Origin of the sequence: Aeromonas sp. QDB23 (genome assembly GCF_027707745.1) — a bacterium.
GTDB lineage: Bacteria > Pseudomonadota > Gammaproteobacteria > Enterobacterales > Aeromonadaceae > Aeromonas > Aeromonas allosaccharophila.
Window position 1 is genome coordinate 43,444 of sequence record NZ_JAPCJA010000025.1, and the last position, 23,508, is coordinate 66,951.

General features: G+C 59.1%; 22 protein-coding genes. 13 read left to right on the top strand and 9 right to left on the bottom strand.

Annotated elements, in window-relative coordinates:
• Window positions 1-79: 79 nt before the first annotated feature.
• Window positions 80-1,357, bottom strand: a complete 1,278-nt coding sequence (locus PG888_RS12325; RefSeq protein ID WP_270693437.1) for an HD domain-containing phosphohydrolase — start codon at window positions 1,355-1,357, stop codon at window positions 80-82.
• Between the two features lie 806 nt (window positions 1,358-2,163).
• Here PG888_RS12325 and PG888_RS12330 point away from each other — a divergent pair.
• The 9 genes from PG888_RS12330 to PG888_RS12370 all read left to right on the top strand — a co-directional run bounded on the left by PG888_RS12330 (window position 2,164) and on the right by PG888_RS12370 (window position 11,603).
• Window positions 2,164-3,702: an arylsulfatase gene (locus PG888_RS12330; protein WP_231554892.1), complete on the top strand. Its 1,539-nt coding sequence runs from the start codon at window positions 2,164-2,166 to the stop codon at window positions 3,700-3,702.
• Window positions 3,703-3,849: 147 nt separating this feature from the next.
• On the top strand, window positions 3,850-4,827 hold the full coding sequence (locus PG888_RS12335) for an AAA family ATPase (RefSeq protein WP_270693434.1): 978 nt from the start codon (window positions 3,850-3,852) through the stop codon (window positions 4,825-4,827).
• Between the two features lie 8 nt (window positions 4,828-4,835).
• On the top strand, window positions 4,836-5,042 hold the full coding sequence (locus tag PG888_RS12340; protein WP_270693433.1) for a hypothetical protein: 207 nt from the start codon (window positions 4,836-4,838) through the stop codon (window positions 5,040-5,042).
• A 3-nt stretch (window positions 5,043-5,045) separates the two neighbouring features.
• Window positions 5,046-5,822: a DUF58 domain-containing protein gene (locus PG888_RS12345; RefSeq protein ID WP_270693466.1), complete on the top strand. Its 777-nt coding sequence runs from the start codon at window positions 5,046-5,048 to the stop codon at window positions 5,820-5,822.
• A complete protein-coding gene (locus PG888_RS12350) occupies window positions 5,819-6,343 on the top strand; it encodes a DUF4381 domain-containing protein (RefSeq protein WP_232093537.1) in 525 nt (174 codons plus the stop codon). The genes PG888_RS12345 and PG888_RS12350 overlap by 4 nt, the downstream gene beginning before the upstream one ends.
• Window positions 6,336-7,382, top strand: coding sequence for a vWA domain-containing protein (locus PG888_RS12355; protein ID WP_182937541.1), 1,047 nt, complete (start codon window positions 6,336-6,338; stop codon window positions 7,380-7,382). The genes PG888_RS12350 and PG888_RS12355 overlap by 8 nt, the downstream gene beginning before the upstream one ends.
• Window positions 7,375-9,099: a VWA domain-containing protein gene (locus PG888_RS12360; protein WP_182937542.1), complete on the top strand. Its 1,725-nt coding sequence runs from the start codon at window positions 7,375-7,377 to the stop codon at window positions 9,097-9,099. The genes PG888_RS12355 and PG888_RS12360 overlap by 8 nt, the downstream gene beginning before the upstream one ends.
• Window positions 9,089-10,495 carry a BatD family protein gene (locus PG888_RS12365; RefSeq protein WP_270693432.1) on the top strand — a complete coding sequence of 469 codons (1,407 nt, stop codon included), beginning with the start codon at window positions 9,089-9,091 and terminating at the stop codon, window positions 10,493-10,495. Before PG888_RS12360 ends, PG888_RS12365 begins: the two co-directional genes overlap by 11 nt.
• 172 nt (window positions 10,496-10,667) lie before the next feature.
• Window positions 10,668-11,603 (top strand): LysR family transcriptional regulator, encoded by a 936-nt coding sequence (locus PG888_RS12370; RefSeq protein ID WP_058051905.1) that lies wholly within the window; start codon window positions 10,668-10,670, stop codon window positions 11,601-11,603.
• Here the strand turns inward: PG888_RS12370 and PG888_RS12375 are convergent.
• The 3 genes from PG888_RS12375 to PG888_RS12385 are packed head-to-tail and all read right to left on the bottom strand — an operon-like array spanning window position 11,600 to window position 14,849.
• Entirely contained in the window at window positions 11,600-12,397 is a 798-nt protein-coding gene (locus PG888_RS12375) for a formylglycine-generating enzyme family protein (RefSeq protein WP_139405514.1), read from the bottom strand. The two genes, PG888_RS12370 and PG888_RS12375, sit on opposite strands and share 4 nt — an antisense overlap.
• Before the next feature lie 34 nt (window positions 12,398-12,431).
• The gene (locus tag PG888_RS12380) at window positions 12,432-13,541 is read right to left on the bottom strand and encodes a hypothetical protein (protein ID WP_270693429.1); all 1,110 of its coding nucleotides are present in this window, start codon (window positions 13,539-13,541) and stop codon (window positions 12,432-12,434) included.
• Window positions 13,542-13,550: 9 nt separating this feature from the next.
• Window positions 13,551-14,849, bottom strand: coding sequence for an anaerobic sulfatase maturase (locus PG888_RS12385; protein WP_270693428.1), 1,299 nt, complete (start codon window positions 14,847-14,849; stop codon window positions 13,551-13,553).
• A gap of 287 nt (window positions 14,850-15,136) precedes the next feature.
• On the opposite strand from PG888_RS12385, the gene ppk2 reads away from it, so the two are divergent.
• A complete protein-coding gene (gene ppk2 / locus PG888_RS12390; RefSeq protein WP_270693427.1) occupies window positions 15,137-15,958 on the top strand; it encodes a polyphosphate kinase 2 in 822 nt (273 codons plus the stop codon).
• A gap of 15 nt (window positions 15,959-15,973) precedes the next feature.
• Here ppk2 and PG888_RS12395 read toward each other — a convergent pair whose 3' ends face one another.
• A complete protein-coding gene (locus PG888_RS12395) occupies window positions 15,974-17,632 on the bottom strand; it encodes a SulP family inorganic anion transporter (RefSeq protein ID WP_270693426.1) in 1,659 nt (552 codons plus the stop codon).
• 631 nt (window positions 17,633-18,263) lie between these two features.
• Here PG888_RS12395 and PG888_RS12400 point away from each other — a divergent pair.
• A complete protein-coding gene (locus PG888_RS12400; RefSeq protein WP_270693425.1) occupies window positions 18,264-18,920 on the top strand; it encodes a HEPN domain-containing protein in 657 nt (218 codons plus the stop codon).
• Between the two features lie 38 nt (window positions 18,921-18,958).
• On the opposite strand, the gene PG888_RS12405 is transcribed toward PG888_RS12400, so the two are convergent.
• Window positions 18,959-19,597 (bottom strand): ADP-ribosylglycohydrolase, encoded by a 639-nt coding sequence (locus PG888_RS12405; RefSeq protein WP_270693423.1) that lies wholly within the window; start codon window positions 19,595-19,597, stop codon window positions 18,959-18,961.
• Window positions 19,598-19,603: 6 nt separating this feature from the next.
• The gene (locus PG888_RS12410; RefSeq protein ID WP_111806901.1) at window positions 19,604-19,894 is read right to left on the bottom strand and encodes a DUF4258 domain-containing protein; all 291 of its coding nucleotides are present in this window, start codon (window positions 19,892-19,894) and stop codon (window positions 19,604-19,606) included.
• Window positions 19,895-19,994: 100 nt separating this feature from the next.
• Between PG888_RS12410 and PG888_RS12415 the strand changes: the two genes are divergently transcribed.
• Window positions 19,995-20,918: a WYL domain-containing protein gene (locus tag PG888_RS12415; protein ID WP_047435310.1), complete on the top strand. Its 924-nt coding sequence runs from the start codon at window positions 19,995-19,997 to the stop codon at window positions 20,916-20,918.
• Between the two features lie 242 nt (window positions 20,919-21,160).
• Here the strand turns inward: PG888_RS12415 and PG888_RS12420 are convergent, their stop codons facing one another.
• Entirely contained in the window at window positions 21,161-22,513 is a 1,353-nt protein-coding gene (locus PG888_RS12420) for an SVAGG family GlyGly-CTERM protein (RefSeq protein WP_270693420.1), read from the bottom strand.
• Window positions 22,514-23,038: 525 nt separating this feature from the next.
• Here PG888_RS12420 and PG888_RS23230 point away from each other — a divergent pair.
• A complete protein-coding gene (locus tag PG888_RS23230; RefSeq protein ID WP_201944616.1) occupies window positions 23,039-23,218 on the top strand; it encodes a helix-turn-helix transcriptional regulator in 180 nt (59 codons plus the stop codon).
• A gap of 35 nt (window positions 23,219-23,253) precedes the next feature.
• Here the strand turns inward: PG888_RS23230 and PG888_RS12425 are convergent.
• Window positions 23,254-23,508 (bottom strand): hypothetical protein (locus PG888_RS12425; RefSeq protein WP_270815776.1); only part of this gene is annotated, 255 nt, incomplete at its 5' end.

The window sequence follows — 23,508 nt, forward strand, 5'->3', positions numbered from 1 at the left end:
CATACCGATACGGCATTCTGCACGGCTTGTTCCAAGCATAGCTGGCTCACTGCAAGATGGTTCAGTGACCAAGCCTCCCTCAACATATTGCATGCACCTCCTCGCGAGTCGGGATCGCCGCCATCATCATCTGCGGCAGGTGGTCAGTCAGCACTGCCACCACGGCGGGATCGACCCGTCCCTGATCCGCCAGTTGTTGCAAAAAGGCCAGCGCATCACGAGCTGGCAACCCGCGCCGATAAGGTCGGTCCTGCACCATCGCCTGAAAGATATCGGCCACCCGTAAAATACGCGCCTCCAGCGCCATGGCGGATGCTGGCAGATGGAACGGATAGCCCTCCCCGTCCGGCTCCTCATGGTGATAGGCCGCCCAGCAGGCAATCTCTTCAAATCCCTCGATGTGGCGCAGGATCTGGTAGGTCTCGAAGCTGTGGGCCTTGATGACGGCACGCTCCTCTTTCGTCAGGCTGGCAGGCTTGTCGAGGATCTCGTCCGGGACCCTGAGCTTGCCCAGATCGTGCAATAACCCGGCGATCTCCAGCATGTCGCAGTGGATGGCCCCCACCCCCATCTGTTCCGCCAACGCACGAGACAAGCGACTCACCCCGAGAGAGTGGGTCATGGTAAAGGGGCTCTTGGCATCGACGATGCCGGAGAAGATCCGCGCCAGCGCTTTCAGCTCCCCGTTCGAGGTCAGACAGGGCTCCCGCACCTGCAACATCTCCAGCATGTAGTCATTGATGGATCGAGCCTCCAGCTGCAACCAGAATGCCTCCGAGCAGGATGCCTTGAGAAAGGCCTCCACCAACTCGGGGGCAAAGAACTCGTCACGACAATCCTGCAGCCGTGCGCGGATCTCGTCGGTGTGCATCAACAGCGAGCCGTCCGCGTAATGAGGTGCTGCCAGCGCATCACAGCGATCCACCAGAAAGATCAGGTTGGCCTGACGGGCAACCCTGGAGTCCACATCGGCCATCTCGCGCAACAGGTACCAGTGGGTATGGTGATAACGGATAGGGAGCGCCAGCGGGGCCAGCAAACGGAAATCCTTGAGCAGCTGATACCCCACCTCACAGTGGTGCTGGGAGGACTCCCAATCGAACTCGCTGACCAGATGGTGATGGGTAGTGGTCGAGGAGACACCGATATCATGCAACACCCCGAGCTCGAACAGCAGACAGCGCTCGGCGTCACTCATCCCCAGAAACCGACCGCACTCGGCGGCCATGATCCCGACGCGTTTACCGTGGGCCACATCGCCAATGCCCACCAGATCCAGTGAGGCTGACAGGGCATAAACCACCTGTCTGAGGTCCACTTGCAACGAAAAGGGGGCTGCGCGTTGTACTCTGTCCATGATCCGTATCCCATGGGATGTGATAGTTGAAGGTTGGAGTCGTTTTGCTCCTTACTGTCTATCAATTTAGTCAATGGCACGCGCCTTTGCCTCACCCTTTTCGGCGGATATCAGCCCCAACACTCACAACCTCGCACTCACACTGAAGCGCACGGCTTGCGATAAACCGCATTCTCAATCTGTCCATTCTTTTTCAGTTAAATAATGAACGTGCCATGCAGCCTGTTCGATGGCTAACTGACTCATATTTAAAAACGCGGGCGAGCTTAATAAACCACCACCCCGCTTTGCTTAAGTGTCAGTTAATTTAAATTAAAGTGTCGCTCTGGCAAAAATACCCAATAAACATGGCTGTTTATTTCCCCTGGCTTGAATACCTCTTTATTACCCGAGATGTGAGCCCCGTCACCCCGCCCATCAAGCAGTCCCCTGGTGACGACAGAGCCCCGCACAGCCCGTGCCCCTTGTGTTGTATGGGGTAGCGCACCCGAATTGGCTAAAAACACACCGGATAACCACCAGTTATATTCGCTATAAGGCGACAGGGAGATAACCGCTCAATAGAGTGAAACTGTTGAACGCTGTTTTGTGGAAGCTGATGGGTCATCCGCGACGGATTTCACCCCGCTATTTTCCGGTTAAGGTGAGCCTCGAGATAACACCACGCCTGCCTATGTTATTGGTGATGGCTGATATTTCCGCCCTGTCGATAGGTATTCCCGGTTTTCATCAGACCGCTTTGTGTAAACATTCACATCAGATTAGGAGTTGAGCCAATAATGGCCATTAATTTAAACAAAATAGCAATGAGCCTTGCATTAATGGCCACTGCCGGGAGTGCCGCAGCCGCCGCCAAACCCAACATTCTTGCGATCATGGGTGATGACATCGGCTACTGGAACATCAGCGCCTACAACCAGGGCATGATGGGCTACCAGACCCCGAACCTGGACCGTATCGCCAGCGAAGGTGCGGTCTTTACCGATCATTACGGTCAGCAATCCTGTACCGCCGGTCGCGCCGCCTTTATCACCGGTGAAGAGCCGTTCCGTACCGGTCTGTTGACCATCGGCATGCCGGGCTCTACCCAAGGTATTGCGGAGTGGACTCCCACCATCGGTGATCTGCTCAAGGAACAGGGTTACATGACCGCTCAGTTCGGCAAGAACCACCTGGGTGACCGCGATCAGCACCTGCCGACCAAGCACGGCTTCGACGAATTCTTCGGTAACCTCTACCACCTGAACGCGGAAGAGGAGCCGGAAACTTACTACTACCCGAAAGATCCGGAGTTCAAGAAGAAGTACGGCCCGCGTGGCGTGATCAAGTCCTCTGCCGACGGCAAGATTGAAGATACCGGCCCCATGACCCGCAAGCGCATGGAACATGCTGACGAGGAGTTCCTCGAATCCTCCCTGGCCTTCATGGAGAAAGCGGTCAAGGCCAAGAAGCCCTTCTTCATCTGGCACAACGCCACCCGTATGCACGTCTGGACCCGCCTGCAAGAGAAGTATCAGGGCAAATCCGGCATCAGCATCTATGCCGATGGCATGCTGGAGCATGATGACCACGTAGGTATCCTGCTCAACAAGCTGGACGAGCTGGGTGTCGCCAACAACACCATCGTGATCTACACCACCGACAACGGCGCCGAAACCGGCAGCTGGCCGGATGGCGGCACCACGCCGTTCTACGGCGAGAAGGGCACCACCTGGGAAGGCGGAATGCGGGTGCCCCAGCTGGTTCGCTGGCCGGGCGTGATCAAGCCGGGCACCAAGGTCAACGCCATGATGGCGCACCAGGACTGGATGCCGACCCTGCTGGCCGCCGCCGGCGTACCTGACGTGAAAGAGAAGCTGGCCAAAGGCTACAAGGCCAACGGCAAAGAGTGGCGCGTCCACCTGGACGGCTACAACTTCATGCCGTACCTGTCTGGTAAAACCGAGACTGCACCGCGCAACTCCATGCTCTATTTCTCTGCCAACGGCGAGCTGAACGCCGTGCGCTGGAATGACTTCAAGCTGAACTTCGCCACCATGCAGGGCAACATCTCCGATGCCACCCGCGAGATCCCGAACTGGCCGCAGATCATCAACCTGCGTGCCGACCCGTTCGAGAAGGCACCGCACGAGTCAGGCATGTACATGCGCTGGATGGCTGACAACATGTGGCTGTTCGTACCGGTACAGGGCATCCTGAAAGGGTTCTTCGACACCCTGCCGGGCTACCCGATGCAGCAGAGCTTCCAGATGAACCCGGCCAACATCAGCTCCCAGAGCCTGATGCTGCAGGGCAAGCTGGCAGAGCTGGACGCACTCAAGCAAAAAGTCGCCACCATCAAGTAAGGTGCTGACGCCAACGCCCATCAATGTATTGATGGGCGTTTTCACTTTCCGCACCGCTCCCCCCGAACCGTGCGGAAAGTGAAAACCGGTTGGCCCCCTGCCAGCCCCCTCGCTTTGCCTCGTTATACGCACTCAGTGGAAACCGCTATGAACCCCTTGCAACAACAGATCTCTCAACTCATCGAACAGGTTGGTCAAAGCGTGGTCGGCCAGTCCCATGTGATCCGCGCCCTGGTCATCGGCCTGCTGACCAATAGCCATGTGCTGCTCGAAGGTCTGCCAGGTACCGCCAAGACCCGCTCGGTCAAGGCGCTGGTCGAGGCGCTCAACGCCAGCTTTGGCCGCATTCAGTTCACCCCCGACCTGCTCCCCTCCGATGTGACCGGCACCGAGATGTATCAGGAGCACGAGGGGGCCCACCAGTTGCGCTTCCAGCAAGGCCCCATCTTTAACAGCATCGTACTGGCCGACGAGGTGAACCGCGCACCGGCCAAGGTGCAGGCCGCGCTGCTCGAAGCCATGGCCGAGGGCACCGTCACCGTCGGTGACAAGAGCCACCGCCTGCCGGAACTCTTTATGGTGCTGGCCACCCAGAACCCCATCGAGCAGGAGGGCACCTACCCGCTGCCGGAAGCCCAGATGGATCGCTTCGCCCTCAAGGTGTCGGTGGCCTATCCCGACGACGAGGCCGAACTGGCGATCATTCGGCTGGTGCGGGCCGAAGAGCGTGGCAACAGCCAGCAGGGCGCACATTTCGCCCCCCTCTCCCCCGAGCTGATCCTGCAGGCTCGGGCCGAGCTCTCGGCCATGACCATCTCGCCGCTGGTGGAGCACTACATCATCGCGCTGGTGATGGCGACGCGCCATCCCGACCGCTATCCGGACGCCGATCTGGCGCAGTGGCTTGCGGTCGGCGCCAGCCCCCGCGCCTCCATCGCGCTCGACAAGTGCGCCCGCGCCTATGCCTGGCTGCAAGGGCGCAATCACGTACTGCCCGACGATGTGCGCGCCATGGTGCCCAGCGTGCTTGGCCACCGCTTTACCCTCAGCTATGACGCGCTGGCACAAGGGGTGGATCACCAGCAGGTGGTGATGGCGCTGCTCGATCACGTCGTCATCGGATAAGTGACGCCATGAATCCTCGCACCTTATCTCATGACGGGCTGGCCCATGGCGGGCAGCCGCCCGGTGGCGATCCGCGCATTCATTGTGATTACCTGACGCTGGTGCGGCTACAGGGGCTGGTCGGCCAGTTTTCGCTGCTGCCACGGCTCAATAGCGGCAGTGTCCTATGCGGCCGCCACCAGTCCCGTTTTCGCGGCCGGGGGCTCAACTTCTAGGAGCTGCGCCACTACCAGCAGGGAGATGACATTCGCACCCTGGACTGGAAAGTGACCCTGCGTACCGGTCGCCCCCATGTGCGCAGCTACAGCGAAGAGAAAGATCGCCATGTGATCCTCTGTGTCGATCAGCGCAGCAGCATGTTCTTCTCCTCGGTGGAGGTGATGAAGTCGGTGGTGGCCGCCGAAGCGGCCGCCCTGCTCGGCTGGCAGGTACTGAAAGAAAACGATCGGGTCGGACTCGCCATTCTGCGTTGCGACGGCGTGGAGTGGCTGCGTGGCCAGCGATCCCGTGGCCACTGGCTGGCGAGGTTGCGCCAGCTATGCGCCGCCAATCATGCCCTCTCGGTGACCAGCCATGACAGCGAGGCAGGCGGGCTGGGCTCGCTGCTGGCGATGCTGGGTCGCCTCAAGTTGAAAAATGCCACCCTGATCTTTCTCAGCGACTGGGCAGGCGTCACCGAGGCCGAGCTGACCCGCCTCAACTACCTGCAGCAGCACAACGATGTGCTGGCCCTGCATATCGCCGATCCTCTCGAAGCGACGCTCTCGACAACCACCACCGCCAATGCCCCCTGGGTGGTCGGGGATGGTCAGTACCAGCTCAATATCGCCCCCCATCAGTTACCCATGCTGGATCAGGGGCTGGCTCGCCAGCAACAGCTGAAAAAAGATCAACTGGTGCGCTTGATGGCGCTCAAGGGCTTGCCACTCATCAGCCTCGACACCAGTGGCCACCACCTCGCCCATCTCATTACCGCCTTGGGAGGAACTCAGTGACGATCCACAAGCTACCCGGCACCTATATGCTGCGCGAATTGCAGGATGTGACCGTGCCTGACGCCATCAGCTGGCAACCGCAAACCGCAGGCTGGCTGCTGCTTGCCCTGCTCCTGGGCGCACTGGCGCTGCTCTGGCTCTATCACAGGGTGCAGCGCTGGTGGCAGCAGCGTTACCGCCGAGAAGCACTGGCGGCCCTGCGCGCCCTCAACTGGTCTGATGCCGGGGCCAGTCTGGGGCTGTTTCATATCATCAAGGCGGTGTTGACCCACCTTGATCCCCGGCACGCCAAACTGTTTGGCATGGCCCTGCTGCAGACCCTCGACAACGCCCTGCCCGATCGGCAGCCCCGCTTCGCCACCGAGTTGGGGGAGCGCTGGCTGGTATCGCTGGTGTGTGATCAGGTGGTGTTGAGCGTCAGTGATCAGCTCTGTCTGGTTTCCCTGTGCAGCGACTGGCTTGCCCATCACCAGCCCCCCGTTCACACCGCTTCGCGGGCAGCGGAGGCCCGCCATGCTTGATGCCGGTCTCGAGTTTGCCCATCCCCACTGCTTCTGGCTGCTGCCCCTGCCCCTGCTGGTGTTTCGCCTGATCCCGGCCTATCGCACCCGGCAGAGTGCCATCAAGGTGCCCTTCTTCACTCTGCTGATAGAGCTGCTGGATGAGCCGCCGCAAGAGGGGGCGACCCAGCTCACCCCCAGCTGGTGGCAACGGGTCGCCCTGATCACCGTCTGGTTGCTGGCGGTGGTGGCGCTGGCCAAGCCCACCATCTATGGCCCCCCGCAAGTACGCGAGCGGTTCGGGCGGGATGTGATGATCGTGCTGGATCTCTCCGGCTCCATGGCCGAGACCGATTTTTCCCCCGATCCCGGCAAGCCGATCAGCAGACTGGACGCAGCCAAAGGCGTGCTTGAACAATTTGCGGCAACGCGCGAGGGGGATCGACTCGGGCTGATCCTGTTTGGCGATGCCGCCTTTATCCAGGCGCCGTTTACCGCCGATCTCGACACCTGGCAAGCCCTGTTGCAGGAGACCGATGTCGCCATGGCGGGTCAGAGCACCCATCTGGGGGACGCCATCGGGCTGGCGATCAAGGTCTTTCGCCAAAGTGATCGCAATGAACCGAATGCCCAGATGGCCAGCAAACGGGAGAAGGTCGTCATCATCCTCACCGATGGCAACGACACCGGCAGTTTTGTCAGTCCCCGCGATGCGGCCCGGGTGGCGGCGGTCAACGGGGTGCGGCTGCACACCATCGCCATGGGGGATCCGGCCACCGTCGGCGAACAGGCCCTCGATCTCGACACCCTGCAGCAGTTGGCGACCCTGACCGGTGGCCAGCTGTTTCAGGCCCTCGATCAGACGCAACTGACGCGCGCCTATCAAGTGATCGGTGAACTGGAGCCACAACGCTACGAAAGTACCCGCTTTCAGACCCGCGAAAGCCTGCATCACTACCTGATCGCCGCCAGCGTCGGCCTTTATCTCGGTCTCTTTTCCCTGTTGACCCTCAGGCGTTATCGCCTGCGCCCTGCTCGCCAAGGAGACACCCATGATTGACACCCTGTTCTGGCAACAACTCTGGTTGAATGCCCACTTGCTGCGTCCCTGGTGGCTGCTGGCCTATCTCCCCCTCATCGCCATCATGGTGGTGCGCTGGCGCATGGACGAGGCGGGCAACTGGCAACGGCGCCTGCCTGCACATCTGCGCAAGGCGCTGACGCTGGGTGAAACCGGCTGGAAAAAGAATCTGCCCCTCAAGGCGCTGGCGCTGTTGATGGGGCTCGCCATCCTGATCTGCACCGGCCCGACCTGGAGCCGCGAGCCCTCCCCCTTTGGCGAAGATCAGGGGGCGCTGCTGATCCTGCTCGATAACAGCGACTCGATGCTGGAAGAGGATATCGCCCCCAACCGGCTGGCGCGGGCCAAGCACAAGATCAACGACCTGCTGGCGACCCGCGGCGGCGGACGCAGCGGTCTGGTGGTGTTTGCCGGCTCGGCCCACACCGCCATGCCGCTGACCCGCGACACCGCCGTGTTTGCCCCCTTTCTCGCCGCCATTCGCCCCGAAATCATGCCCAAAGCGGGCAAGCATACCGAGCAGGTGATCCCCCTGCTCACCGATCTGCTGGCCGATGAGCGAGGCAGTACCGTGTTGCTGATCAGCGACGGCATCAGCCCGTCCGCCATCGCCCCGCTGGCCGACTATTTCCGTGGCCAATCCCACCAACTGCTGATCCTGGCTGCCGGCGATCCGGCGCAACGCGGCAAACGTCCGCTGGAGCTCGCCTCCCTGCGGCAGCTGGCTAGCGACAGCGATGGCTCCCTGTTTACCATGACGGTCGATAACGGGGACGTAGCGGACATCAACCGCGCAGTGGCTCGCCACTTTCAGATCCACAGCGACTCCCTGATGCCCTGGCAGGACATGGGCTACTATCTGCTGTTTCCAGTGGTCGCCCTGCTGCTACTGTGGTTTCGCAAGGGCTGGCTGGTGCAGTGGAGTCTGGTGGCGGCGGTCGGTCTCTCCCTGTTGCAGACTACGCCAGCGCAGGCCACCACCTTCTCGCTGGCTCCGCCCGAGCCGCAAGCGCCAACCAGCAACCACTGGGCACAGGGGCTGAAACAGCAGTGGCTCGATCTCTGGCTCACCCCTGATCAACAGGGACAGTGGTACTTCCAGCAGGGCGACTATCTGGAAGCGGCGAAACACTATGCGGATCCCTTCTACAAAGGGGTGGCCTACTACTATGGCGCCGAGTTTGCGCTGGCCCAGTCTGCCTTCCTGCAAGCCGACTCCGAACAGGCGCTGCTCTATGCCGGCAACGCCCTCGCCAGACAGCGCGAATATCTGGCCGCCCGCAGCCTGTTCCGGCAACTGGCGGATGAGGCGAGCAACCCCGTGGTGCGCAATGCAGCCGCCAACAACTATCGGGTGATGTGCGGGATCGTCGACGAGATCAATCGTGCCAGCCAGAGCCAGACCGGCACCCCGGACGGCCCGGATCACTCCCGTGAACTGCCCGAGGATGAACCGCGCACCGCCGAGGGGGCCGAAGAGAAAGTCCCCGCCGCCCTGATGGAGCGGGAAACCCTGACGGCGGATCAGATCCTGGCCAATCCGGCCCAGGCCGAAAAATGGCTACGCCGGGTCGAATCCGACCCGGGCGACTTCCTGCAGGCCAAATTCCGCCTGCAGTTGCAGGAGCAACAACAGCGTAAGCGATCACGTCAACCGCGGGTCGCCAGCCACGAGGAGCCTGCCCATGCGCACTAACTACCGGGCGCCACTCGCCATCACCCTGTTTCTCGGGACTATGTTGCTCGCGGCCATGCTGCTGCCCGCGACTGCCGCCGCACTCGAGCGCGCGCCAGCGGCTCAGGTGACCCTCAAGAGCTGGCTGAAAGATCAGGGAGAAAACAACGCCCCCTATGCCGTCAACAAGCAGATCACCCTCTATCTGGAGCTGGCGACCAACCGCTGGTTTACCGCCGGCACCCGCATCGGTCAGTTCGAGCTGCCGGGGGTCATGGTCAAACAGCGCAGCACACTGGCCACCAACTTCACCCAGCGCCAAGATGGCGAAACCTGGTCGCACCAGCGCTGGGAGCTGACCCTCTATCCCCAGCAATCCGGCCAGTTCGAGATCCCCGCCATTGCGGTGCGCGTCACGGTCGCCCAGCCTGATGGGCGATCGCAGCCGCTCACCCTCACCACCCGCCCCCAACGCTTTGCCGCCGCCCTGCCCGACCCTGCCCTGACGGTCGGCGGTCGCTGGCTGAGTGCCAGCAACTTCACCCTGAGCCAGCGTTGGCAGAACTCTGCAGATGACCAGGCCGACGGCGAGCTGCGGGTGGGGGATGCCATCACCCGCACCGTCACCGCCAGCGGGCAGGATACCCTCTCGGTGCTGATCCCGCCGCTGATCCCGGTGATCGATAACGATGAGCGGGTGCAGGCCTATCCGGCGCAAGCCCGGCTAGACGACAGTCAGGAGCGGGGGGAGTACCTCTCGTCGCGCGAAGATCAGACCACCTATATCGTCCAGCGCGGCGGTGAATTGACCCTGCCCGCGCTGGAGCTGAGATGGTGGAACAGCCAGACCCGCCAACTGGAGACCCTGACGCTCCCCGGCCAGACCTTGCGGGTGCGCCACACGCCCGCCTCCTGGCTGGCGGCCTATGGGCCCGGGCTGGCTGCGGTGGCGGGCGCGCTGGCCCTGCTTGTGCTGATGCTTCTGGCCATCGCCCGCTACTACCGCCACCGCCCTCGTCCGCTCGGCTGGCAATACGGCGCCGCCATCTGGCGCCAACAGTGGGGAACGGTACGGGTGCTGGCCTATCGCTATCTGCGTGCCAGACGCGGGGTGCTGGAGCTGGGCCGAGTCAGCCGCGATCCAGCGTGGCAACAGCAGCAGGCCGCCTTCCAGCAAGGGACGCTCGATCGGGCTGGCTCGCTCAGGATGGGGTGGCGCCTGCTGGCGCACCTGCAACTGCCCAAAGGCCTGCGTGGCGCGCGGCTGCGCCGCTATATTGGCTGGCGAGCGGCCCTGCCAAGCCTGGCAACGCCAGATGGCTGCACGACGACCGGCGATCACTCTGCCAGCCACGCATCCGCCAGCAACTCGGCCAACAACTCGGCCACCAGCAATAGCGGCAAGAAAGAGGGATAACCGCAACCCCTTCTGTGGTTGTACCTGCAGGCGCTCTTCATTACACTGCCGGAACTGGATACCGGCCAGCGGGCCGCGCCAAGTGATTGGTGTGGCACGCTTTCTCTCCCTTGCTACCAAGCAACCTTTGCGGCCGCGTGATCGATCCCACGGACATGTAACGAGGCCCCCTTTGCTTGATATCCGCAGTACCGAGCTGAATCTCATCCCGATCTTTGTCGCCATCTATGAAGAGCGCAGCCTCTCGCGGGCAGCAACGCGCATGGAGATCAGTCAGCCCGCCGTCAGCAAGGCCCTCAAGCGGCTGCGGGAGATCTACGACGATCCCCTGTTTCATCGCAAGGTCGCGGGGATGGAGCCCACCTCCTTTGCCATCGACATCTATCCGGCCATGGCGGCAGCGCTGAAGAACTTCAGCTCGACCCTCTCTACCTCCCGAGCCTTCAACCCGCGCACCTCCCAGCGGGTCTTCTCCATTGCCTGCATCACCCTGGTCAGTGCCCGGCTGATCCCGGCCCTGCTGTGCAAGATCCGCGAGCAGGCTCCCGGCATCGCGCTGGAGGTTCATCCCCTCTTTACCGAAGATATGGAGAGCGATCTGCGGATGCAGCGCTATGACCTCATCATCGACATGACCCAGAGCGGGCGCAGCATGCTCAAGAGCGAGGTGCTCTATGCCGAGCAGGTGAAGGTGGTGTGTGCCAGCAACCACCCGCGACTGGGCAGCGACCTGACGGTGGAGGCGTATTTTACCGAGGAGCATGTGGCGCTGGCCCAGTGGCAGGTACGGGGCAGCATGATCACCGCCGAACACCTGCCGCAAATGGCCAATCGCAATATCGTGGTGCGGGTACCGAGCGCCATGGAGATGCTGCCCATCATTGCGCGCAGCGAGATCATCGGGGTATTGCCCCACTCCACCATAGAGACCTTTGCCGGCATCTATGACGTGCGGGTACTCCCCTTTCCATTTGATGAGTCGGTGTTCAGTCTGTCGGCCATCTGGCACCCGAGCCGGACGGCCGAGGCGGGCCACCGCTGGTTGCGCCAGCAGCTGTTCGAGGTGGTCAGCGAGCTGGGGCTGACCCCCTCCATCGATCAGCCCTAGCGGGCATCACGCACCAGGCGCAACCCCATGTCAGCCATCATCACCGACTGGCTGGCAAAATCGCGCCGGTAGTTCTCGCAAAGCTCTGCCTCGTAGGAGTAGCTGCCCCCTCGCACCGACTTATGGGCGAGGTGGATCTTGCTCTCCTGAGCGTTGTTCGGGTTATCTTGCGGGCTGTGGCGGTAGAAGGTCTCTTCAAAGGCATCGGCCACAAACTCCCCCACATTGCCGGTCATGTCGTAGATCCCCAGCTCGTTGGGCTTTTTCAGCCCCACCGGATAGGCGCGGTTCTTGGCGTTGTCGCTATACCAGGCCACCTCGTCAATCTGATCGGAGCCGCTGTAACGATAACCCCGACTGAGCTTGCCCCCCCTGGCGGCATACTCCCACTCCGCCTCGGTGGGCAGACGGTAAGTGCCACCGGTCAACGCGTTAAGCCGCGTCACAAACAGATTGGCCTGCTGCCAGCTGAGGTTGTTGACCGGTACGCTGGGTGACTGGAAGTAGCTGATGGAGGGCCCCATCACCGCTTCGAACAGGGCCTGGGTCACCTCGAATTTGGCCATGTAGAAGCTGTTGACCGCCACCGTGTGTACCGGCCCGTCAGCGGGTTTGGCGCCCGGTTCTTCTGAACCCATCTCGAAACGGCCTCCTTCCACCAACACCATGTCCGCTTCAATCTTCTGCTGCAGCGGATGGATCGGCTTGTTGGCATGGTGCCAGAGGGTACAGCCCGCCACCAGCAGGGTGGTGGCCAGCAAGGGAATTGCAAGTTTGAATGGCGTGTTGTTCATCATCTGACCTGTGCAGTAAAAGAGAGCGCAGCCGTTATTGGCCAGCAAAAACCGAAGGATTGCCCGCTTGGCCCGCGCGCTTGCCGTTAAGCTCGGCCAGCACTTCGGGGGGCACTATCTTGCCAAGTTCGCCCATGCAGGCATCGCTCTTGGGGTGAGCGTGGCGCAGATAGATGTCGCACACCGCATAGAGCTGCTCCGGCGCACCGGAGATCCGGTAGGCCAACTCGAACGAACCGATAGCCTTGTCGAGATCCAGCGGCTCTTGCAGCACTCCGTTGAGATACCAGAAGTAGCTGTTAGTGCCCGCGAGCTCCGCCGCCTGCTCCATGGTCGCCGCAGCCGCGGTTTTATCGCCGAGCCGGACTTGCGTCAGCGCCTTGGCGTAATGAAGGCCAGCATGCTCCGGCAGCGCGGTGAGCCCTTTGTCGAGCACCACCAGCGCCTCGGCATCCCGTTGCTGAGCCCGCAAGTTGTCAGAGAGGCCAAGCCAGAGCTGGGGATTGTCAGGCTGATTGGCAAGCAACTGTTCGTAGCTCGCCTGCGCCTTGGCCCATTGGCGGGTCCAGCGATAGAGATCCGCCTGCAACGGCTGCAGCGCCGGATCCGGCTGTTTGGCGAGATAATCGCTCACCTCCGCCAGCGGCTGGCGCATGGCGCGCAGTTGGCCCTCATCCATGGCACCATAATCACGGGCCAGATTGATTGTGACCGCACGGCGCACCTCGGCGCTGCTGTCAGTGAGCAGCGGCGAGAGCAGCCGCCAGCGGTGCGCAAACTGATAAGGATCGGCGGCAATCACCGCCGCTTCGCGCACCAATGCATTCTCATCACGCAGGCTTCTGGCCACCGCCACCAGACTGTTCTGGTTCGGGTAAGCAGCCAGCTGGCGCAGGGCATCGGCCCGCTCCAGCGCTGGCAGGGAGATATCCTGGGCGCTATAGGCCCACTGCTGGATCTGCGCTGCCGAGATCTGTACTGCCGAGGGTGCCGCCGCAGATTGTGCAGCCACCGGGGGCGTCTGCACCACTGCAGCCGACGGCTCGGCTGCCAGCACATGACCCGCACAAACCAGCCCAAGGGCCAACCACAGGGGGCGCACCGCCCCCGCCAACGGACGACGGCCATCACGCATCTTCAACATATTCACCCCTTATTTCGCCAGCGGCTTGTTGATCACCGCATCGCGGTATTTGCCATGTGCCACCGGATAACCGGCGCGGCGCAGGATATAGGCCATCGACTGATCGATGTGGCTGAAGAACTTGTGCCATCCCGCGCAGAGGTAGTTCAGACCCGCCTCCCCCTCGTCAGTGCGGATAAAGCGGTTCTTCGGGCACTCGCCATAGCAGGCAAACTGGTAGTCGCACTGCTGGCACTGACGGGTCAGGCTGCGTGACTTGGCAAAACCGAACGCTTGCTGATCGGGGGAGTAGGCCAGCTCGCTGAGCGGCTGATGGTGGATATTGCCGATCTTGTACTTGGGATAGACGTAGTGGTCGCAGGCAAACACATCGCCGTTGGGCTCCATTGCCAGCCCCTTGCCGCAGATCTCCCCCAAGGTACAGAGGGGGTTCTTGCGTCCCATCCAGGTCTCGACACACGCCTCGAAATATTGCACGAAGACCCGACCCAGATCCCGCTCTGCCCACTCGTTGAAAATGGTGATGAGAAAATCCCCCCACCCTTCGGCCGAGACGCACCAGGGCTCGACTACCGAGTTCTTGTGCCACGGATTGAGGCGCTTGTCCCCCTGCCGGAGCTGCTCCTGCTGCTGCCAGGTCTGGGGCGCGGTGGTGCGAAAGCTCTTCTGCTCGACGATGGGGATAAACTGCATCTGGGGCGACTTCACCTCGTCGCGCAGGAAGCGATAGACCTCCAGCGCATTCTTGCTGGTGAGGTTGTTGACGCAAGTCAGGGTGGCAAACTTCACCTTGTATTTATGCAGCAACGCCACCGCCGCCATCACCTGCTTGAAGGTGCCACGGCCGGCGCGGTTGACCCGATAGGCGTTGTGCAGCAGCTCGGGGCCATCGATGCTCAGGCCAATGAGGAAGTTGTTGGCTGCCAGAAACTCGCACCACTCGTCGTTGAGCAGGATGCCATTGGTCTGCAGATCGTTGGCGATCACCACCCCTTGCGGCTGGTATTTTCGCTGCAACTCGACCACCTTGCGAAAATAGTCGATCCCGAGCAGGGTCGGCTCGCCCCCCTGCCAGGAGAAGATGATCTCGGGGGTATTCTGCCCCTCGATATATTGGCGGATATAGGTCTCAAGGGTCTGCTCGTCCATCTCGGGAGAGCACCCCTTCTTGTATTGCAACAGATCCTGCTTGCTGAGGTAGTAGCAGTAAGTGCAGTCGATGTTACACACGGCCCCGATCGGTTTGGCCATCACGTGCATCCGCTTGGATGCCTTGCCGTTGAACTGTGGACCCTGAGTAATCACCATAACTGCACCACCTGAAAAATTGTTGTTTTGAGGTGTGCAGTCTAAAGGCTCATGCTGTCACGCGCTTGTTATACCCCTTATAACCAGAAGGCATGGGGCACCCGCGGGTAGAGGGATCGCAGGCTCCGGCAGCCAGCTGACAACGCGGCGTGATACCACCATAACCGGCCATCAATACATCGCGTTGGAACGCTGGCTCAACTACTGTTAAAGGCATGCTGAACAACGGGTTAGCGCAAGCGCACCCGACAACAGGCGGCAACGACAACTCACCAGGGATGACCATCATGAGCCACAAGAAATCAAAATCAGCGCCATCGGATCCGACCACAGACAAGGAACCGCTTGGCAACAAGGCATACGAGAAGGAGTTGCGACGCCTGCATGTCGAGCTGGTGAAACTGCAGCAGTGGGTGGTACACAAGGGGCTCAAGGTCTGCATCGTCTTTGAGGGCCGTGATGGCGCAGGCAAGGGGGGAACCATCAAGGCGATCACCGAACGGGTCAGCCCCAGGGTGTTCCGGGTGATCGCGCTGCCCGCCCCCACGGAGCGGGAGAAGAGCCAGCTCTATTTTCAGCGTTACATTCCCCATCTGCCGGCTGCGGGGGAGATCGTGATCTTCGATCGCAGCTGGTACAACCGGGCCGGTGTTGAGCGCGTGATGGGATTCTGCAGCCCGGAAGCCAGCGACAAGTTCCTGGCAGGCACCCCGCTGGTCGAGCGAGCCATGGTCGATTCGGGCATCATTTTGCTCAAATACTGGCTGGAGGTCAGCCCTGCCGAACAGGAGCGTCGCCTGCGAGACCGGATCGATGATGGACGCAAGATCTGGAAACTCTCCCCCATGGATATCAAATCGTTTGATCGCTGGGATGAGTACACCCAGGCACGAGATGCCATGTTTGCAGCCACCGACACCGCCTGGGCGCCCTGGTTTGTTGCCCGATCTGAAGACAAGAAGCGGGTGCGGCTCAATATCATTTCTCACCTGCTTGCCCACGTCCCTTATGAGGCGTTGCCAAGCGCACACATCAAGCTGCCAAAGCGCAAGATCGGCAAGATAAAACCGGCCGATCATCCATTTCGCTATATTCCAGAACTATTCTGAGCCCATCGGGGGGAGCTAACGCTCCCCCTGCTCCCCTGACCATTGCTGCTGGTACTGACGGATTGCCGCTCTGGCATTAAATAACAGACGCGTCTCCCCCAACTGCCGGGCCAGACCACAGCGGCGGACATTTTCCAGCACCTCGGGATTGAGCCCTGCCAGCCAGAGCTCACCCCCCTTGAGCCGCGCATGCTGATCTCCCTCCACCAGCATCATCAGTGCCGAATACTCCACATCAGTGACGCGGCTCATGTCCAGTACCACCACCCGGGGCTGATACTGTGCGATCAACTGCCGGATCCGGGCCGCAACATGCTGCACATTGATGAAAAAGAGGCGCCCCTCCGGACGAAGGATGAGCAGCCCCGCAAAGGTCTCATCATCGGGATGACGCTCCGACAAGGGGCGCAAGACATCCTCTTCGGGTTTGCGCCCAATCACATAGACCCGGGGCTGGGCTGTCTGACTCGCCAAGCCCAGCAGCGAGGCCAGGATGGCCACCACAATGCCCTGCAGGGTGCCAAAAATCAGCACCCCCAGGCAGGCGATGACAGCCCAGCGAAACTCCATCATTCTAATCTGGCCGATCTTGCGAAATTCACCCGGCTGGATCAGCCCCACCGAATAGACGATCACCACCACGGCCAGCGTGGCGTGCGGCAGCCAGGAGAGCAGCGGTGCCAGAAACAGCATGGTTGCCAATGCCATCGTCGCCGTCACGACAGACGCCCGCTGGCTGACACCGCCCACAGAGCGCACCACGGCCGTCTGGGACGTCCCCCCTCCGGCGGGCATACTGCCACAAAATGCGCCGCCCAGATTGGCAAGCCCGGTGGCAACCAGCTCCCGGTTCGGGTTGAGCTCCGGCTCTCCCTCCCCGACAAAGGCTCGGCCAGCAGCAATGGTTTCGGTAAAGCTCATCAAGGCGATCCCGGCGGCGCCGGGCAACAGTTGCAGCACCAGCGCCAGATCAGGCAATTGCAATGCTGGCAGGCCGGTGGGAATAGTGCCGACAATCGACACCCCCTGCTCGTTCAAGCCCAACCCCCATACCAGCGCGATACCGATGGCAACCCCCAGCAAGGGCGCGGGTGAGTGCGGGAAACGCCACTCCATGAACACCAGCAGCACCAACGTCACCAGGGCGATGGCCAGCGTCAACCATGAGGTCTGGGGCAAGGCCTGCAACAGATGGTAAACATCGGCAAAAAAATTCTCTTTATGGATATGCACGCCGAACAATTTGGGCAACTGATCCAGAATGATCACCAACCCAATCCCCCCCTTGAAACCGACCAGCACAGGCAAAGAGATAAAGTTGGCGACAAACCCCAACCGCAACACCGCCGCCAGCATCAGCAATATCCCGACCAGCATGGTCAGGGTTGCCGTGACGGTCAGCAGCCGGTCGGGATCACCATCCGGTACCACGATTCCCAGCTGGGTCGCGGTCAGGATGGCCAGCGTACTGGTCGAGCTGACGCTGAGCACTCTGGAAGAGCCCAGCAGCGCATAAAGCACCATGGGAACAAACGCTGTATAAAGACCGATCGCCACCGGCAACCCCGCCACGGTGGTATAGGCCATCGCCTTGGGTAGGACCACGGCAGCAGCGGTGATCCCGGCCAGTAAATCGGCAGTGGCACCCGGCTTGGCAGATGTGAGTGATGACATGTTACCTCCATGAACGATTTCAGCCCCCGGGGCGCGCAACCCGGGCGGTCAAACCTCCCTTGCACCGTGCCGACAGCACATGGCGCGAAATAGACGGTGCTTGCTCTAACTATCTGTCAAAACCTGATGGGTCATGCCGGTAGTTGCCAAATAAAGCTGGGGCGGTCACAAAACCAGCACAAACAGCTGGAGGCTCTCTGCATGTACATCACTGAAACGGGGCCACATTCCAGTAGAGATCTGTGAGACCCACGGCACTCATCGCCCCATCGCTGTGGTAAGGTGGACCGAAATGGAGCTTTGTTTGAGGAATGTCATGCCGATTGCACCACCCCCCTCCACTTTTCGCTGCCCAAAGTGCGGCTGGCACAAGACGGTTGCTCCCAAGAGCGATGTGATGGTGCGTGGCCACAGCTGGTTTGAGTCCTGTCCCGAGTGTCATCATGCGCCACTTGAACACTCGCCAGCGTCGGTGTTGGAACTGGCCATGGCAAAGATCAGAGATGTGATTGGCAAGTGACCATCACCACGACCAGAACGCCATGCTGATACCCCGATCACCTATCGCAGGTGACCTTGATGTCACAGGTGCAAACTATTCATCCGATCCTGATTGAGAAGGAGTCCATCGTTGAATTTTGAACAGTTGAAAACCCGTCACCGCACACTGCGTAAACACGCCCCCGGCAACCTCAACCTGCGGGTCCATCGGGCATTAAGCTGGCTGCAACGCGCCGAAATGGCCGAAGATGAAGATGGCCGCTTTATCTTTCTCTGGATTGCGTTCAATGCGGCTTATGCCACTGAAATCGATGACAATCGCCGCCTCTCGGAACAGGAGACCTTCAAAGCCTTTCTGGAAAAATTGTGCGAACTGGATACGCACAAACAGATAGAGCAGCTGGTCTGGCAGGAGTTCTCGGGCAGTATCCGCATACTGCTGGACACTCCGTTTGTGCTGCAAAGCTTCTGGGATTATCACAGTGGCAAGATCAGCGAAGCCCAGTGGAAGGAGCGGCTGGCACAGGGCAAGAAGATGGCGACCCTGGCGCTTGCCAGCGGCAACACCCCGCAGTTGCTGGGGGTGGTGTTTAATCGCCTCTATACCTTGCGCAACCAGTTGATCCATGGCGGTGCGACCGGGAACAGCTCGGTCAATCGCAAACAACTGAAGGATTGTGCCAACCTGCTCGGCAAACTGGTGCCGGTGATCATCGCGTTGATGATGGCCCATCCCGATACCCTGTGGGGAGATGCCTGTTACCCGGTGGTTGAGCTGGCTGGTTAATCAGCCGCAAGATGGCGGGCTGCGATGGCCCCGGGGCTTCAATCCGTCCGATCTGACAGATAAAAAGCCCCGGCCAACAGACCATAGACCAACCGCACCCGCTCATCCCTGCCGAGCAGCACACCGAGTAGCACTTCGCCGCTTGCCAAATCGTCACCATGCCAGAAGCACCAGAGGGCTGCCGCCACTACATCCAGCCAGCTGGCATGGCCCAGCTGATTGCGTGACTTGCGCCGCCAGCTGCCACGCACCACAGCGCCGCTATTCGGGGATATAGTCGCCAGCGCCCGCAGCTCCATCACGGTTGGCGTGAGTCCATCCAGCTTGGCCTGACGACTGCCACGCCCTCCTCGCAGCAATTTGTCGAGTAGCAGCGCCAACAGACGAAACGCATCCTGATCTTCAAAGCGAGCAGCCTCCCCCAGCAAATCGGCGGCACCCGCCATCAGTTGCTCACGCCCCAGATAGATGGGCTGTGACGTGCAATCCAGCCGATGTTGCTCGACATGGATAGCCAATGCCGTCACCACCGCCAGCGGTGAAGTCTCACCCTCTTGGTGACACGCGCCTTTGGCAAGCAGAGCGATCAGCTCCCTACCTCGCTCGGCTGACAGCAGGCAATGGATCCCCTTGATCAGGGGCATGGCCGCCTGACCTGATAACAGACTTGAGTTCATAGCGCCTCAGTGACGATCGCGTTTGAAGTGAGTGGTTTTATGACCGACGGTGACAATCTCGCCGTCTTGCAGGACCAGATAGTGACGGCGCAGACGCTGGCAACATGCCGCTGGCAATCCGTACTCGGCTTGCAGCATGGCCACTCCTTTGCGATCGAGATAAACCAGTTCTCGCCCCTGGTGATAAGCAGAGCGTCCGATGTTCAGCAGCATATCCACCAGCTCGGGTGCAATACCGCGCTGCTGCATCCGGCACGCAGCATGATGGCTATATGCACTGTCCAGCTTCCCGTTCATGACATGCTCCTTTGGCGCTCATTTCGATGGACTCATTATATGTAGCCTGTATACTCATGCCGATACTGGTTACATAAACATGTCGCATTTTGGAGCACGTATGGCACCCAAAGAGCTCACCTGGGATCAAACCCTGCGCTTTCGTCTGTTGGAGATCGTCTTGCAGTGGGAGGGACGGCTGACTACCAATCATTTGATGACCGCCTTCAATATCGGTCGCCAACAGGCGTCACGGGATATCAACCACTACCTGACCCACTACTCACCGGAGGGGCTGGTCTATGACAGAAGCCTGAAGGGATACAAACCCACAGAGCACTTTGTCCCGCGCTTTAGTGAGGGAAAAGTGGATGAGTACCTGATGCTGCTACACCGTGAAAAGCAGCACCAGCGCCAACATGAAGCGGGCCTGTTAACGCTGCCGCTGATGGATTTGCGCTACGGCCATATCGAGATCCTGGATGTGCCGAACCGCCATATCGACCCCAAGATTGTGCGGGGTTTGGTGCAGGCGGCGCGCGGCCAACTGCGGGTCGATGTCGATTACGTATCCCTCAGTTCAGAGGAGCAGAGTGGCCGCAATATCGTGCCCCACACCCTGGTCTATGACGGGATCCGCTGGCACGTACGTGCCTACTGCGAGAAGAAAGGGGAATATCTGGATTTTGTGATGAGTCGTTTTCGGGGCGAACCGGATCTGCTGGATGCCTCTCCTCACGGCCGGGAGCAGGATCTGGAGTGGAACACCCAGGTGACTGCGGTAGTCGTTCCCAATCCCGGGCTCAGTGAAGGACAACAGGCCATCATTGCCAGAGACTATGCGATGACAGGGAACCAGCTGTTGATCAGCCAACGGATCCCCTTGGTGCATTACGCACTGGAACGGATGCAAGTGAGCTATAACGGAGAACATCAACAACATCCCCTGCTCTACCCGCTGGTGCTGGCAAATCGGGAGGAGCTCATCCAGCAAGGGTGTACCTTCAAGCTCAAGAGTGCAGACCTACAAATACGACCAAGTTAACCCTGCGCCATGATGTCCGACTTCTCCGCACATCCGGCAAAGAGAGATAGAAATAAGAAAGGCTCCCGACATGGTGGGAGCCTTGACTGTAATAAATCGTTTAATCGGAATTCGTGTTTTGGGGACGCCCGTAATTATTCTCGGCAACACTCATAACATCTGGGTGCTTTGGCGACCTACCATGCCAACGCAGCTTGACCACCTTGCCATAATGATGAAAAAAGGTATTGGTACAAGGCTTATCAACACATTTTAAGCCGGCGAACCAACCCGCAGATAACCAAAGTCAGCAATGAGATCGGTCCTGTCGAACCACCGCCACCGTTGTCACCACCATCGTTGCGACCATCATCAGTGTTGGCACCTTGCACAGTGATGGCCATCGGCTGGGTAATCACGTTACCGCCAGTACCGCTACGCAGACCGATGGTGAAGCTCTTGGCACCGACGAACGCCAGGTCACGCGCTGTCACGCGCACTGTGTAGGTCGGGTTGCCCGTAGCATCCAGAGCAGTCTGTCCAGTCGTCGGGTCAAAGCGCACCAGTTGCGAGATACCATCGTTGTAGTGCTGGCCCACAACCGCGCTGCCAGACTCGCTATACAGCTCTACAGAGAGACGCTTACCGGCAGCATCAGTGCCAGAGGCAGTGATGGTAACATCGATGTACGGCTTCGCATTAGTCAGGGTAGTGCTGTCTACTTTCATTGTGAAAGTGCGATCAGCAATGTCTGCACTCGACATGACGCCTGCACCAGTGCCTTTTGTCCATCCGTAGTAAGCGCGGAGGTTGCCATCAGGCATCGTCAACAGGCGAGCGGCATCAGGGCTGTCAGGGTTGTTGTAGAAGTTTTGGAGTAAATACCTCTCGCTTGGACCGTAAGGGTAAATATCCCCTTGGTCAATGGCAGAAGGACTGCCACCGAACATGTTGTTCTTGGTCAGATCACCGTAACCACACATCAGACGACCAGCCCAGATGCCCCCTTGGTCGCAGAATCCTTCTGCACCTTTACGGTTGTAAAGATCTTCTGCGCCGAACAGGTGGAATGCTTCATGTGCGTAGGTATCAGGGGTGGTGTCATAACGACTCACCATAAAATCAGCGCCGGAAGTAGCCATCCCATCAAACTTGCCATCTGGGCCGCCCTTGGTGGTGATCCACATATCGGCACCAGAGCTGTGCGCAGCGAAGGTCAGGTCTTGAATGTCCTGCTCGTTGGTGCATACACCGTCCCACAGCGGAGGCGCCATGATGCCGAAGTTCGGGCCATAAGAGCTACGAACACCGATAACCTTTTCGTTGAGCAGAACAACCGCGGCTGAGTAGCCTGTTTTACACGTCGGGTTCAGGACGGTATCGCTCATAACGAGGATCTGCTTCACCTCGAAATGCAGGTTCTCAGGATTGCCATTTTTGACGATGCCGGTGCGTTGACTAGTGTAATAGTCGTCCATAGCCGCTACGCGCTGGTGAATAGTGTTAAATACCTTCTCAGCACCATCCTGAGCAACGATGGACTTGGGCACCATTACGTTTACATCGATAACCGTAGTGGCTATCACCGCATTGCTTGCAACCAAGGTTGCAGCCATAAAGAGTAGCCCGTGACATCAATAGTTTCTCCGGAACTAGTATAACCATATGAAACCGCAGACAATACACCATTGAATCCTAACCACAATGAGCTACATGTTTTTTAAAAAAAATACATCATGATTTGTGAACGAATTCACAATCCTTTAAAACACAAAAACTTTATTAACTCTCTGCTTAACCCCCACTTTTATTACCCCCTCGTGGCTAACCTATTCAATCGCTTTTTCAACTCTACCAATAATGAATAGAGCCAACCGTTGACTTGACAACACGAACACACTCCATACCCAACCATCGAGAGCTAAAAGGAGTCAAAAATGTTATTGAAATTTACATATCATGACCATAAGCCATATTTTTCCATAGCCATTTCCATTGCTTTTATAATACACAAAAACAATTATTAAATTGATTTTCGCAGTATGAATGTTTTTCTATATCATAAAAGCAAGTTGTCTAAAAATATGGTAAATTGACACATATACCAATCATGTTTAACCTCCTAAAAAACAGGAGGCTATATGAACAACAATGAACCAGCACTAATAAAAACCAAAACGCTATTAAAAAAACTTGGAATATCCAGATCGACGCTGTACAGGTGGATTAAAGAAGACAAATTTCCACCGCCTCTCAATAAAGGCTTTTATTCGACTGCAGCGGTAAACAACTGGATATCAAGGGAAAAGCACTCATCTTAGATGATGAATTATATGATTTCATGGTTCGGTTATATTTAGAGTTCCTGCAATGATTTTACTGCCTCCATTAATTTTTTATCCCATAACTCATATGCCTCACGTTGCTCATCAATCCAATCATGTAGATTGTAAATAGCCATGACACCCGCCATCCTGTCAGGGCGGGATCGCACTTTGTTAATGAAATTTGAACAGGCAGATCGTCTGTGATCTAATCGCGTCTCCATGCAGGAGGCACGCGCTATGACGTTGATTGAACACCTTACCCTTGTCGAAGAAACTCGCTCTGA

Coding starts and splice junctions, on each gene's coding strand:
- PG888_RS12415 (WP_047435310.1), top strand. CDS start 19,995: ATGGCACCCAAAGAGCTCACCTGGGATCAAACCCTGCGCTTTCGTCTG.
- PG888_RS12340 (WP_270693433.1), top strand. CDS start 4,836: ATGAATCCTCGCACCTTATCTCATGACGGGCTGGCCCATGGCGGGCAG.
- ppk2 (WP_270693427.1), top strand. CDS start 15,137: ATGAGCCACAAGAAATCAAAATCAGCGCCATCGGATCCGACCACAGAC.
- PG888_RS12410 (WP_111806901.1), bottom strand. CDS start 19,894: ATGAACGGGAAGCTGGACAGTGCATATAGCCATCATGCTGCGTGCCGG.
- PG888_RS12365 (WP_270693432.1), top strand. CDS start 9,089: ATGCGCACTAACTACCGGGCGCCACTCGCCATCACCCTGTTTCTCGGG.
- PG888_RS12420 (WP_270693420.1), bottom strand. CDS start 22,513: ATGGCTGCAACCTTGGTTGCAAGCAATGCGGTGATAGCCACTACGGTT.
- PG888_RS12355 (WP_182937541.1), top strand. CDS start 6,336: ATGCTTGATGCCGGTCTCGAGTTTGCCCATCCCCACTGCTTCTGGCTG.
- PG888_RS12330 (WP_231554892.1), top strand. CDS start 2,164: ATGAGCCTTGCATTAATGGCCACTGCCGGGAGTGCCGCAGCCGCCGCC.
- PG888_RS12405 (WP_270693423.1), bottom strand. CDS start 19,597: ATGAACTCAAGTCTGTTATCAGGTCAGGCGGCCATGCCCCTGATCAAG.
- PG888_RS12385 (WP_270693428.1), bottom strand. CDS start 14,849: ATGGTGATTACTCAGGGTCCACAGTTCAACGGCAAGGCATCCAAGCGG.
- PG888_RS12380 (WP_270693429.1), bottom strand. CDS start 13,541: ATGTTGAAGATGCGTGATGGCCGTCGTCCGTTGGCGGGGGCGGTGCGC.
- PG888_RS12335 (WP_270693434.1), top strand. CDS start 3,850: ATGAACCCCTTGCAACAACAGATCTCTCAACTCATCGAACAGGTTGGT.
- PG888_RS12360 (WP_182937542.1), top strand. CDS start 7,375: ATGATTGACACCCTGTTCTGGCAACAACTCTGGTTGAATGCCCACTTG.
- PG888_RS12325 (WP_270693437.1), bottom strand. CDS start 1,357: ATGGACAGAGTACAACGCGCAGCCCCCTTTTCGTTGCAAGTGGACCTC.
- PG888_RS12395 (WP_270693426.1), bottom strand. CDS start 17,632: ATGTCATCACTCACATCTGCCAAGCCGGGTGCCACTGCCGATTTACTG.
- PG888_RS12375 (WP_139405514.1), bottom strand. CDS start 12,397: ATGAACAACACGCCATTCAAACTTGCAATTCCCTTGCTGGCCACCACC.
- PG888_RS23230 (WP_201944616.1), top strand. CDS start 23,039: ATGAACAACAATGAACCAGCACTAATAAAAACCAAAACGCTATTAAAA.